This is a genomic window from Halobacillus sp. Marseille-P3879, from assembly GCF_900240285.1.
Lineage (GTDB): Bacteria > Bacillota > Bacilli > Bacillales > Halobacillaceae > Halobacillus_A.
In genome coordinates this window covers 1,525,470-1,538,047 of sequence record NZ_OESS01000001.1, presented here as the reverse complement: position 1 = coordinate 1,538,047, position 12,578 = coordinate 1,525,470, and the positions used below count along the sequence as shown (strand labels likewise).

Sequence of the window (12,578 nt, the reverse complement as noted above, 5' to 3'; positions counted from 1 at the left end):
TTAACGGCATTATCCCGTTTTCCATCACTCATTATAGCATGAATTCTTCCACAATTTTAGCGAAAGCTTTCGGGTCCTCGACATGAACCGCGTGACCAGCCCCTTTTACCGTAAATAATTCACTCCCAGGCAGAAGGTTATTCATTCTTTGATTTAGTTTTACAAACTTTTCATCCTTTTCCCCGGTAACCAGCAATATTCGTTTATTTAAGTCAGGAAGCTGAGGCCACCATGAAGGCTGTGTACCTGTTCCCATCCCTTCAAGAGATTGAGCCAGCCCCCGGGCTGTATGGCTTAACCGCTCTTCCCGCAGCTGCTGACTAACGCACTCAGGCAGCTTGCGTTGGGTGGAAAACAAAGGAATGTCCTCCCAGTATTGAACAAAGGCATTCAATCCTTGCTCCAGCAATTTATCTATGAGGGATTGGTCCTTAGACTGTCGTGCTAACTGCTCTTCTAACGTTTCTAATCCAGGTGAGGCACTTTCAAGTATTAATAAATTCACATATTGAGGGTAAAGCATGGCAAATGAAAGAGCTGAACGTCCCCCCATTGAATAACCGAGTAAATGAACGGATTTGTAAGTGAAATGCTCAATTATCTGTTTTAAGTCCCCTGTAAAATCTTCCATACTAACCGGCCCGATTTCCCCCGTATTACCGTGGCCGGGCATATCAATTGAAATCACCCGAAATTTAGAAGACAGGGAAGGCTTTATTTTATCAAAAGAGTGACAACTCCCTGTAAAACCATGTAATAAAAAGAGAGGAGGTCCTGTTCCCTCTTCTTCGACCCAATATTTACGATTTGCCGTCGCGACATACATGGTCTTAACTCCCCCACTTTTCAACTAAGTCATTAACTTGATTCCATTTTTCACGGTGAAAAGCCACTTGATTATTGCGATCGGTTATAACTTCAACTACTGACAGCCCTTCTTCTTCATAGCTTAATGATAAAGCTTCCTTATAAGCACTCCAGTCCTTTACTGCTCTATGAGTCCCTCCATACATGGATACCGCTTTTTGAAAGTCGAGCCCTGTAGGTGTCCCAAATAACTCTTCAAAATGATGGCTTTGCGAGGCCTGTGGAAGATAAGAAAAGATCCCCCCGCCGTCATTATTTATAACGATGATCGTAATGTTTATCTTGTTTTGCTTGGCGATTAATAACCCATTTAAATCATGGAAAAAAGATAAATCACCAAGAATCAATGTCGTTTTCCTTCCACTCGCTGCAGTGCCTAAGGCGGTAGAGACAACTCCATCAATTCCATTTGCCCCGCGGTTGGCCATCGTTGTAATATTCTTAGGTGAAGCTGTAAAGAAACTGTCTACTTCACGAATAGGCATACTGTTGCCAGCAAATAAAACGGACTTTTCAGGAATCGCTTCACTTAAGAATACAACCGCATGACCTTCATTTAATGTGTCATCAGGACTTGAAAGCATAATTTTTTTTGCTTCAGTATTCAATCCACGCCATTTATCAAGCCAATGTGAATTCTTACCGTCTTCCCCGAGTTCCCCGGTCAACTGCCGGCAGAAGTCAACTGGATCTGCATAAATAAAAGCAGTTGGAACCCCTGAGGGCTCTCGATAACTAGAAAATTCATCAATGACAAAATGCTCTATATCACTGCCGTGCATTTGAATCCATTGAAGGTACGCTTTAGATACAGGCATTGCGCCAAACCTAATGATGAAATCAGGCTTGTTTAATTCTTTAAAAGTATCTGACCTTAAAAGGGCATCATAACTCTCAATTACATTTCTTTTGTCGTGACCGCCTGATCGAAGCTGTGATAAGGGATCTGCCAGCACAGGCAAACCTGCCTTGGAGGCAAGTTTCGCGATCAAATCCGGAAGCTGCTGGTTCGCCTGGGGCCCACAAACGATCAAACCCTTTTGGCCACTCCATAATAATTCTTTAAAGATGGCAGACTGTTCCTTCGTTAAGCTTGCATTCCCCTGAATATAATGAGGAACCGGCCGTGTATGATTTCTCCATATGCCCGGTATCGAGAAATCAGGAACTAGAGGTTCTCTTAAAGGGATATTCAAATGTACAGGACCCGGATGTCCTGAAGCACTTTCACTTATAGCACGTAAGGCTTGCTTTCTTACATATGGAACCAGCCGGTCCTCAGGCAACGCTAAATCATGAAACCATTTAACATAGCCGCCGAACATATGATTTTGTTCAATCGCCTGAGGTGCACCTACATCTCTTAATTCATGAGGTCGATCAGCTGTCAATACAAGTAAAGGAACCCTGCTATAGTATGCTTCTACTATGGCAGGGTAATAATTAGCAGCTGCTGTACCTGAAGTACAAACTAACGCTACAGGTTTCTGCTGTTCTTTTGCTATACCTAATGCAAAAAATGCGGCCGAACGTTCATCAAGGTTAATCCAGTACTTAAATTCACCATGTTCACGAAAAGTTAAGGCCAGAGGAGTGGAACGGGAGCCGGGAGAAATGACAACGTCTTGAACTCCTGAATAGCTTAATTGATCGACAAAGTTTGTCATATATTTAGTCAGTGCAGCTGTATGTTCCATTAGTATCCTCCTAAAACTGAAAGCATCGGTTTTAATTTAACCCCTGTTTCCTCGAATTCTGCTTCAGGATCGGAATCCTCAACTACACCGCAGCCAGCAAACAATGAGGCTTCATTTTTCTGAATTAATGCTGAACGAATAGCTACAGCAAACTCTCCGTTGTTTTTTCCATCAAACCATCCTAAAGGCCCTGCATACCATCCACGATTTAACTGTTCATTCTTTCGTATATAGTCCACTGATTTTTGCTGAGGTAAGCCGCCAATGGCAGGTGTAGGGTGAAGCCTTGCCACTACGTCTAAGAGTGTGTAACCCTTCTCCAGAGTAGCTGTAACGGGTGTATATAAGTGTTGTAAGTTCCTAAGCGGATAAACCACCGGCTCATCAGGAATTTCAACATTAAAACAACACGCTTCCACAGCTTCACGAATCATTTGAACAACAAACTCGTGCTCCTGGCGATTCTTAGGATCATTCAGCAAGGCGTCTCCAAGCTGCCGGTCCTGCTCTGGGTAATGACCCCGCTGTACTGTACCGGCTAAACAAGTAGACACAAGTTTCTGGTTATCCACTTTGGCTAATCTTTCAGGAGTGGCTCCGACAAAATAATCCCCACCGCTTTCTATAGCAAAAACGTAACTGTTCATTTGAGTTTCACAAAGCTTTTGAATAACTGCTGCCAGCTCGACATCCTGCCTGAATTTGACTCTGACTTCTCTGGCTAACACAACTTTTTCAAGTGCTTTATCTTTGATGTCTTCAGTGGCGTCTTCCACTGTTTTTTTCCAATCAACGGATCGAAGGTCTTCTCTATTTACCCTGATCGGCAAGTTTAACTCTTCTCTTTCACCAAATAATAATTGCTCATGGTCGTTAAGAATCTGATGAACGATTTGCTGCTTGTGATCTTCTTTGAAGATTAGAATATTGGTTGTCAGGAAAGATTGACTTCCTTTATTTGTTAACAAATACATAGGGATTGTCATTTGACTGTCAGGAAAGTTTTCCCATGGGCTGTCGTTTGATTGTTCTGTATCAAAACTAAAGCCACCAATGGTAACAAGACCTGTCCCTTTCTCGTGAAGAATATCATACACACTCGCCTTCTTCTGTAATTCATTCCAGACCGCTTCAATTTCATTAAACCGGTAAGAACTTGAAGACAGAATTTTCTTGGTAGATCCAACCCCGGCTAAGGTGAATTTTTCGTCAGCACTCTGCCAGAACAACCGATGCTTGTCCACATTTCTCGCTCGATCCAAAAAAGCAATGCTGTCTGTATATTCTATTTGGTTAACAATACTGATAAATTGTGGCTCTTCACTTAAAGAAGCCTGGTTTATAGCTTCCTCGATGATCTCTTCGATCTGAGGTATTTTTGTATGAAGCATGAAAATTCCTCCCATCCCAAACAGGGACGCTGCATTTAATCGGTCCTATCAAAGATTAAACAGACCCTCTTCTATTTTATTCTCTTTCTGTCTCGGACTCAAGAAATCCTCACTTTTTCAAGCATATTCTTACAACGATTGACACTTGGGTACCGTTTCCCTAAACTTAAATTGATATTACTTAATCTAAGGGAGATGACCTCCATGAGCACGGTATCTAATCAAGATCTGAAAGCTTCCTTAAATGAGCGAGAAGGATTTCAAGTCTGGTGGCGATTATTACGTCCCCATACCCTGACCGCTGCATTCGTTCCTGTTTTTATTGGTTCAATGCTTGCTGCTTTAGAAGGATCGCTTAATTTTGGTTTGTTTTCAGCCATGCTGCTGGCTTCAATTTTAATTCAAGCGGCGACGAATATGTTCAACGAGTACTTCGATTACGTACGCGGCCTTGACAATGACCAATCTGTCGGGATTGGGGGGGCAATTGTACGAGACGGGATCAGCCCTGGTACCGTTAAGGGCTTAGCTTATACTTTCCTCGGCTTATCTACTCTCTTAGGGATTTATATTTGCGCCTCGTCCAGCTGGTGGATCGCATTAATTGGTATTATTTGTATGTTGTTTGGCTATCTCTACACCGGCGGTCCTTATCCCATAGCTTACACCCCATTCGGTGAACTTACTGCTGGAATTTTTATGGGAACCGTTATAATCGGCATCAGTTATTATATTCAAACTTTAACCTTACATGCCCACGTTATAATTATCTCCATCCCCGTAGCTGTATTTATTGGCCTGATTTTATTAGCAAACAATATAAGAGACAGGGTTGGCGATGAACTGAATGGACGAAAAACGCTGGCTATCCTGTTTGGTCATAAGGGTTCAATACGCTTTTTAACAGCCAATTATACTGTGGCATACGGGTTAACATTAATTTTTATCATTTTAGGGATCCTGCCTTTATGGTCGATTCTTACTTTTATAAGTGTATTAAAAGCAATCGCCTCCGTTAAAGGGTTTATTGCCAAGAATCAACCGATTGAGATGATGCCCGCTATGAAGGCCACTGCACAGACAAACACTTTTTACGGCCTGCTGCTCGGCCTTTCTTTACTCTTACAATTATATATACCTCTTACGCTGTAAACATCTGGATGGTTCACAACCATCCTTTTTCAATAGGTTTGACAAACCCGTGCAAGGGAATAATAAAAAGGAATGATTTGTATGAAGCTATCTATGGAAAATACTTTAATGAGCACGTTAGGTATAGAGGTTGTAGAATCTGCCCCCGAAAAAGTTACTCTAAAAATGCCGGTAGACGAACGCACTCACCAGCCTATGGGATATTTACATGGTGGAGCTACAGTAGCTCTGGCTGAATCAGCTGCCAGTATAGCGGGTTACTTAAATATTGATCCAGAGACTCAACAAATTTTCGGAATCGAAATCAATGCTAACCATATTAGGAGTGTTCGTTCAGGGGTTGTCTTCGGTACAGCCAAACCCTTTCATATCGGTAAAAGGACTATGGTTTGGGAAATTAAAGTGACAGACGAACACAATGAGCTTATTTCTATCTCCCGCTGTACAGTGGGGGTGGTTCCTATACAAAACTCCTAACGAAAAGAAAGGAGAATATTAGAATGCTGTCAGAAAAACAACTTTCACAATTTAAGAAACAATTAGAAGAAATGAAAGAAAAAACGGAGAAAGAACTCGCTGGCTATGTACAGAATCAGGATCAGTCTTCAAGCGATTACGAAGGTGAATTATCAAGCGTTTCTGACCATCCGGGGGATCTTGGAACCGTCCAGCATGAACGTGAAAAAGATCAAACTTTTTATGAACAATCCAAAGAAAAACTGATGGAAATTAACGATGCGCTAAAACGTATTGATGAGGGCACTTACGGAAAGAGCGAAAAGTCAGGCAAACCGATCCCTATGGAACGACTGAAAGCTATGCCGACAGCCCGTTTTACAGTAGAAGAAGCAGAAGAAGAGCGAGGCTGATATCCCGCTCTTCTTTAACATGTTTTTAATTGTCTAATGGATTTAAGCTTTCCTGCCCTGTCATGTTTTCAATCATATGCACTAATAAATCAATCTCCTGGTTGATATCAGCCAGACTGGCAGTTTCTACTGGAGAATGCATATAGCGCAGAGGAAGTGAGACAAGACTAACCGGTACTCCTTTACCGGTTAATCTCATTCGATCGGCATCCGTTCCTGTTGCACGGGAAGTTAATTCGTACTGGACATCCATATTCAATTCACGAGCACTGGATTCCAGGAGATTATTAATTTTTCGGTTAATGGGAGCCCCTTTAGCCAGCACAGGTCCTCCTTCAAGTCTTATATCTCCGTACTTGTTTTTATTAACTCCCGGGTAATCGGTTGCGAATGTTACATCACAGGCAAGGGCCATAGTTGGTTTAATACCAGCAGCAGCAAAATATGCCCCTCCCATATTTGTTTCTTCATTCACGGTACTTGCCGCATACAAACCAACATTCAGTTTCTTTCCGGAAAGCTTACGAAGCACTTCTCCTACTACAAATTGACCAGTGCGATTGTCGAGGCCTCGGCCAGTAACATAACGATTCATCATAACTTCAGGTTCACGTTTATATACAGCCAGATCTCCAATTTTAACTAAAGCAGCAACCTCTTCTTTCGAGTGAGCTCCACAATCGATAAAAAGATCTTCTAATCCAAAATCTCCTTTAAGCCCCCCATGATGCTGAGCATTTACACCTATTACACCACTGAGTGGTTTCTCTTCACTTAAAACCGTGACCTTCATCCCGACAGCTGCCTTCGGGTTTATTCCTCCCATTTTATCGAAGTATAAAAACCCCTGATCATCGATTCGGTTAATAACCAAAGCAATTTCATCACAGTGACCAGCGAGCAGCACCTTAAATTCTGCGTCGGGATTTAATACTGCTATGGCATTTCCGGCATTGTCCGTTCGAATTTCATCGGCATGATCCCTCATTTCCTTGATCCAGCGCTTTTGAATCATCATTTCCTGGCTGGACGGTGAAGGAGTTTGTAAAAGCTCTAATAAAAAATTCTGGTTTTGTAAGCTCATATATGTATACCCTCCATTCGTGTCTAACTAGATTATACCACTCCTTTTTGGAAAATATAAAAGGGAGCTTAAACTTTCCTGAATTAGGGAATGAGTATAAAGATGCGGTTTAGGAGGAGGTATCACGATGGAATTAAATGATTGGTATTCAAGAGGTTTAAGTGCCCAAGAATATGTAGACTCTATGAACAAACACCAGGAGGGCTTTATTTATATTTATGAACATTTCAAAATCCCGACCGAGGATGAACCTTTATTTGCGAGCTTAAGGGGAAAGAACTGGAGAGCTATTATATTAACAGAGGATTGGTGTGGAGATGCTATGCTGAATCTCCCTATTTTCTTAAGAATTGCGGAAGCTGGAAAGATAAATACTCAATTTTTATCTAGAGATGAAAATATTGAATTAATGGATCAGTATCTTTCCAATAACAAAGCAAGAGCAATCCCAAAAATCATCATCATTAACGAAAAAGGGAAAGAAGTGCTCAACTGGGGCCCTCGTGCTCCGGAACTTCAGCAATTTATAGATGATGCCTCATCATCACTGCCTTCCAGAGACAATCCTCAATTTGAAGAAAAGCAAAAAGAAATGTTTCAATTCGTCACCAAAGCTTATAGAGACAATGAAGACTTCAGATTTTATGTCTATAGGGATTTAAAGAATAAACTCACTAGCATAACCAATTAGAAAATCAATGGGAACAAAATTCTTTAATCTGCAAGTACTAAAAAAGAAGCTCCTCGCAGGAAGCTTCTCAGGCTGTCGGGAAAGTTCTCGACAGCTTTAATTTTTGCCATTTTTTCCTTAAATAGACTTTTCCTTCGTTTATGACGAATTCAAGGACAAATAGTGTCATGACAATGGGCGGAACGCTGTTCATTAGCTTACTTCCGTCGCCCACGTCTAAAAGACAAAAACCTTTTAGATCTTCTGATTGGAAAAACCGTGGAAGTCGCTCTTGAAAAAGGTGTGATTCAGAAGAACAGATCGATCAACTCACCTTTCAAAACAGTGATACCTTTAAAGAAAGGGCGAAGGAACGATATAAGATTGAAGAAAAAACAGCGGATTGAAGCATAGACACGGATATGAGGACGCCTCATCTTCGGGTCTCGAAGGTATGCGCATTCAGGGTGCGATGGCGATTTTAAAGCAACTGTACAACGAATCGTCAAACTACTGAAAGAATAGATGGCACAAACCTCTTGAAATTAGAGGATAAGCGGTCTGTACGGAAACTAATTTCCACGCAGGGAGCTTCTTTTTCATGTTTGAAGAATGCGTTTAAAAGCCATACTAATTTTAAAAAAGAGGTGCTTGTGTTGTGCAGCACTTGATGCGCTATTATTTTCAGCTTCCTTTATTTCTAAGGCTTCTCAGTACAGTATTTGTATTAATGATTTCATTTGGAATCGTTATTCATATGATTGAACCGGACAATTTCCCTACGGTATTTGATGGTATCTGGTGGGCCTTCGTAACCGGCGCCACGGTGGGTTATGGAGATTATGTGCCTTTAAGTACGGCAGGTAAAGTAACAGCTATATTATTAATTCTTTCAGGAGGTGGATTAGTAACCTTCTATATGGCTACTTTGTCTGCAGCTACTGTCAAACACGAACGGGACCTATCCAAAGGAAAAGTTAACTATAAAGGAAAAGACCATATTCTGATTATTGGTTGGAATGAGCGCACCCGCCAGTTGATTGAAATGATGACTGAGAACCAGTGCCATGAATCCATTGTGCTGATTGACCGGTCGATGAAACAGCTTTATGAAAACCATTCAAACGTCCATTTCATACATGGTGACGCCACACTGGAAGATACTTTGGAGAAAGCGAATACAAGTGAATCTAAACTTGCGATTGTAACGGCAGATCCTTCTAAATCAGAGCATGCTGCCGATCAGTCCGTCATTCATCAAATTGTATCTCTAAAAGGACACAATTCCAAATTATTTATTATTGCTGAAGTACTGACAGAAAAACAAAAAATTAACGCTGAACGAGCAGGGGCGGACCGTGTGATACGTTCAAATGATTTTATGAGTACCTTATTCTATCATGAACTGTATCACACGGACCCTATTGAGCCATTTGATCTTTTGCTTAAGTTGTTAACGTCCAGGCAGTTTCATGAAGAAGCTATTCCTCCAGGTTATAATGACAGGTTTTTATCGGATGCCATTCAGTTTTATCTAAAAAAAGGAACTATCGTTATAGGGTATCGCTACAATAAGAAGCTTTATTTTTCATTGGATCCTTCTACCCCATTAAAGAACGTTCAAACACTGATTTTACTTATCCCGCTGCGCCCGTAGAACCTGCTCCGCTTCTTGAAGCGCCTGCTTCCCTGCTTCAACATACTCTTTAGGAAATTGGGCATCACGATCCTTCGGTTCCTGGAACTGATCGATGGATGCTCTGAAATTTCCTTCTCTTACGTGATCATCAATTTCATCTTGAAATTGATGATAAAGCAAGAATGGTTCTTTAATTTTTACCATTGTTGAATCTGTAGGTGAATCCATAAAACCCCCCATTACTTCTACAGGCAGACGTAAAAAAAGATATCCATCGTGATTATCTATTTTATAATCAAAATATCCATGGTCATAATCCCAATTATCAGCAAGAGTAAAACCCAGCGGGGCCAGCGCTTCTTCCATTTCGTGATAGACATAAAATTTATTAGTTAGTTCTGAGTCCAACGTAATCACTTTCATCCCTCCTTTAGCGCTTAGTTTACCCAAAAAAACCACCTCCGATTAACCAATAATTGGAGGTGGTTTCATACTAATTATAATCGTTTTTCAAGTTCTTCTTTTTCTTTTTCGAAGCCAGGTTTACCTAGCAGCGCAAACATGTTTTTCTTATAAGCTTCAACACCCGGCTGATCAAATGGATTAACACCAAGTAGATAACCACTTACGGCACAAGCTTTCTCAAAGAAATAGACAAGGTATCCAAACGTATAAGCATCCAGCTCTGGAACGTGAACGATTAAGTTAGGAACCTCCCCGTCAGTGTGAGCAAGCATGGTGCCCTGATAGGCTTTTTCATTTACGTAGTCTACCGTCTGTCCGGCTAAGTAATTCAATCCATCCAGATTCTGAGCGTCCTCTTCAATCGTATAATCTGACTTCGGCTTTTCTACGTGTAACACTGTTTCAAATAGGTCTCGGCGGCCATCCTGAACGTACTGACCTAATGAATGAAGGTCTGTCGAGAAATTCGCAGAAGAAGGGAATATCCCTTTCTGATCCTTCCCTTCGCTCTCTCCAAAAAGCTGTTTCCACCATTCTGAAAAATATTGGAGAGATGGCTCATAATTGATCAACATCTCTATTGTCTTTCCTTTACTGTATAAAGTGTTTCGAACTGCTGCATACTGATAAGCAGGGTTCTCTGAGAGCTTTTCTGAGCTTAGATCTTGTTGGGCTTGATGTGCGCCTTGCATCATTTCTTCAATATTGACGCCGCTTACGGCAATAGGTAAGAGTCCAACAGCTGTCAGGACAGAGTAGCGGCCGCCAACATCATCCGGAACCACAAAAGATTCGTAGCCTTGCTCATCTGCTAGTGTTTTAAGAGCCCCTTTTTCTTTATCAGTCGTGGCATAAATTCGTTTCTGAGCCTCTTCCTGGCCGTATTTATCTTCAAGATACTTACGGAAAGCTCTAAATGCGATCGCCGGCTCCGTGGTTGTACCACTCTTAGAAATAACATTTACAGAAACATCTTTACCTTCTAATAAAGTGAACAAATCATTTAAATAAGGAGCACTTATGCTATTCCCGACAAAGAATACCTGCGGGGTTGTCCGCTGCGCTGAAGAAAGCTCGTTGTAGAAACTGTGATTCAGCATTTCGATAGCCGCACGTGCACCGAGGTAAGACCCTCCGATTCCGATAACAAGAAGAACGTCCGAATCCTGTTTAATCTTTTCTGCTGACTTCTGGATTCGGGCAAACTCGTCGCGATCATAATTCTCTGGAAGATCCAGCCATCCAAGAAAATCATTTCCCGCCCCGGTTTTTTCGTGTAAAGCTTTATGAGCAAGGCTCACCGCGTCTTCCATATATTCCAGTTCGTGCTCGCCAAAGAATGGCAGTGCTTTTTCATAATCAAACCGCACATGTGTCATGTATAAATTCCTCCAGGTTCTTTATTTACTATGTCAATTTCACTTTATCGAAACCTTACAACCAAATCAAGTGGAGTTGTTTTTGTAATCGTTTTCATTTAAAAAAGGGCACATATGTGTGCCCTCTTTTTTATTTCGATAGCTCTAAAATTTTCTCAACGTCATTCTCTTCTAACTTGGTAAAGTTACCAAATGCGCCGCGTTTCATCGCACGGTTAATAATTACTTCAAATTGATCGTCTCCGATCTCATAATCAGCTAAAGTCTTAGGAGCTCCGAGGGAGGACCAGAAGGATTGTAGTTCTTCAATCCCCTGTTCTGCTACTTCGCGAGTTGATCTGCCTTCTTCCTCTACGTGGAATACCTTAACAGCAAGTCGAGCGAATCGTTCAACGTTTGTTTCAAGAGTATGCCTCATCCAGTTAGGGAATAAAATAGCCAGTCCCCCTGCATGTGGAATGTCATAGACGGCTGAAACCGCATGCTCAATATTATGAGTGGCCCAGTCGCCGCGATAACCCATCTGCAGCATCCCATTTAAAGCAATCGTACCTGCATAAAGAATAGTTTCGCGGTGTTCATAGGAATCTAAATTATCAAGAAGCTTAGGTGCTGTATCTATAACTGTTCGAAGCACACCTTCGATCATCTCATCCTGAATCGGGGATTGAGTATCATTGTGGAAGTATTGTTCAAATAAATGACTCATCATATCTACAATTCCGTAAATCGTTTGGTCACGCGGAACAGAGATTGTGTTTTGAGGGTCCAGAATTGAGAAAGCAGGATAAGTATATGGTGCATATCCCCATCCATATTTTTCATTTGTTTCCCAATTTGTAATAACCGCACCCCCGTTCATTTCTGACCCAGTAGCTGCCAAAGTCAGCACTGTACCAAAAGGCAAAGCCCCGTCTGGAGTTGCCTGGCGGGTAACTAAATCCCATGCATCTCCGTCATATTTCGCTCCGGCTGCAATAGTTTTAGTACAGTCAATCACACTTCCGCCCCCGACTGCTAACAAGAAATCAATGTTTTCTTGTCTGCAGAGCTCTACTCCTTTTCTCACAGTTGTCAAGCGAGGGTTAGGTTCTACTCCTGCTAATTCAAACACGTTAACATTAACTTGATTTAACTGTTGCATAACTTGATCATATACACCGTTTTTCTTTATACTGCCACCGCCATAAACCACCAGGACGTTTCTGGTGCCTTCAGGCAGCTGTTCTGATAATTGTTGGATTTGATCTTTACCAAAAATTAACTTCGTCGGATTATGGAATGTAAATGAATCCATTTCAATTCTCCTTCCTTGTATGAAGATCGTTCTTACAGTATCTCATTATCCCTTATATTAAGTTGATA

12 protein-coding genes and 1 pseudogene are annotated in these 12,578 nt (G+C 41.4%); 6 read left to right on the top strand and 7 right to left on the bottom strand.

Annotated features, from left to right (window positions below; all coding sequences use genetic code 11):
- Positions 1–31: 31 nt before the first annotated feature.
- From menH to C1A12_RS07570, 3 genes are read right to left on the bottom strand one after another with little or no spacing between them, the layout of a single operon-like run.
- Positions 32–826 (bottom strand): 2-succinyl-6-hydroxy-2,4-cyclohexadiene-1-carboxylate synthase, encoded by a 795-nt coding sequence (gene menH / locus C1A12_RS07580; protein WP_101843215.1) that lies wholly within the window; start codon positions 824–826, stop codon positions 32–34.
- A gap of 4 nt (positions 827–830) precedes the next feature.
- Positions 831–2,564, bottom strand: coding sequence for a 2-succinyl-5-enolpyruvyl-6-hydroxy-3-cyclohexene-1-carboxylic-acid synthase (gene menD / locus C1A12_RS07575; RefSeq protein WP_101843214.1), 1,734 nt, complete (start codon positions 2,562–2,564; stop codon positions 831–833).
- The gene (locus tag C1A12_RS07570; protein WP_101843213.1) at positions 2,564–3,955 is read right to left on the bottom strand and encodes an isochorismate synthase MenF; all 1,392 of its coding nucleotides are present in this window, start codon (positions 3,953–3,955) and stop codon (positions 2,564–2,566) included. The genes menD and C1A12_RS07570 overlap by 1 nt, the downstream gene beginning before the upstream one ends.
- Before the next feature lie 204 nt (positions 3,956–4,159).
- Between C1A12_RS07570 and C1A12_RS07565 the strand changes: the two genes are divergently transcribed.
- From C1A12_RS07565 to C1A12_RS07555, 3 genes are all read left to right on the top strand, one after another.
- Positions 4,160–5,107 carry a 1,4-dihydroxy-2-naphthoate polyprenyltransferase gene (locus C1A12_RS07565; protein ID WP_101843212.1) on the top strand — a complete coding sequence of 316 codons (948 nt, stop codon included), beginning with the start codon at positions 4,160–4,162 and terminating at the stop codon, positions 5,105–5,107.
- 81 nt (positions 5,108–5,188) lie between these two features.
- Positions 5,189–5,584, top strand: coding sequence for a hotdog fold thioesterase (locus tag C1A12_RS07560; protein ID WP_101843211.1), 396 nt, complete (start codon positions 5,189–5,191; stop codon positions 5,582–5,584).
- Between the two features lie 23 nt (positions 5,585–5,607).
- The gene (locus tag C1A12_RS07555) at positions 5,608–5,976 is read left to right on the top strand and encodes a hypothetical protein (RefSeq protein ID WP_101843210.1); all 369 of its coding nucleotides are present in this window, start codon (positions 5,608–5,610) and stop codon (positions 5,974–5,976) included.
- A gap of 25 nt (positions 5,977–6,001) precedes the next feature.
- Here C1A12_RS07555 and C1A12_RS07550 read toward each other — a convergent pair whose 3' ends face one another.
- The gene (locus C1A12_RS07550; RefSeq protein ID WP_101843209.1) at positions 6,002–7,060 is read right to left on the bottom strand and encodes a M20/M25/M40 family metallo-hydrolase; all 1,059 of its coding nucleotides are present in this window, start codon (positions 7,058–7,060) and stop codon (positions 6,002–6,004) included.
- A gap of 127 nt (positions 7,061–7,187) precedes the next feature.
- Between C1A12_RS07550 and C1A12_RS07545 the strand changes: the two genes are divergently transcribed.
- The 3 genes and pseudogenes from C1A12_RS07545 (at position 7,188) to C1A12_RS07535 (ending at position 9,387) form a co-directional block, all read left to right on the top strand.
- Positions 7,188–7,751 carry a thioredoxin family protein gene (locus C1A12_RS07545; RefSeq protein ID WP_101843208.1) on the top strand — a complete coding sequence of 188 codons (564 nt, stop codon included), beginning with the start codon at positions 7,188–7,190 and terminating at the stop codon, positions 7,749–7,751.
- A gap of 287 nt (positions 7,752–8,038) precedes the next feature.
- Positions 8,039–8,255, top strand: a pseudogene (locus tag C1A12_RS21355) (IS5/IS1182 family transposase); the annotation flags it as partial.
- Positions 8,256–8,388: 133 nt separating this feature from the next.
- The gene (locus tag C1A12_RS07535) at positions 8,389–9,387 is read left to right on the top strand and encodes a TrkA family potassium uptake protein (RefSeq protein ID WP_101843207.1); all 999 of its coding nucleotides are present in this window, start codon (positions 8,389–8,391) and stop codon (positions 9,385–9,387) included.
- Here C1A12_RS07535 and C1A12_RS07530 read toward each other — a convergent pair.
- From C1A12_RS07530 to C1A12_RS07520, 3 genes are all read right to left on the bottom strand, one after another.
- Positions 9,364–9,786 (bottom strand): YugN family protein, encoded by a 423-nt coding sequence (locus tag C1A12_RS07530; protein ID WP_235001552.1) that lies wholly within the window; start codon positions 9,784–9,786, stop codon positions 9,364–9,366. The two genes, C1A12_RS07535 and C1A12_RS07530, sit on opposite strands and share 24 nt — an antisense overlap.
- 80 nt (positions 9,787–9,866) lie before the next feature.
- A complete protein-coding gene (locus tag C1A12_RS07525) occupies positions 9,867–11,213 on the bottom strand; it encodes a glucose-6-phosphate isomerase (RefSeq protein ID WP_101843206.1) in 1,347 nt (448 codons plus the stop codon).
- Between the two features lie 130 nt (positions 11,214–11,343).
- On the bottom strand, positions 11,344–12,510 hold the full coding sequence (locus C1A12_RS07520; protein ID WP_101843205.1) for an iron-containing alcohol dehydrogenase: 1,167 nt from the start codon (positions 12,508–12,510) through the stop codon (positions 11,344–11,346).
- Positions 12,511–12,578 lie beyond the last annotated feature (68 nt).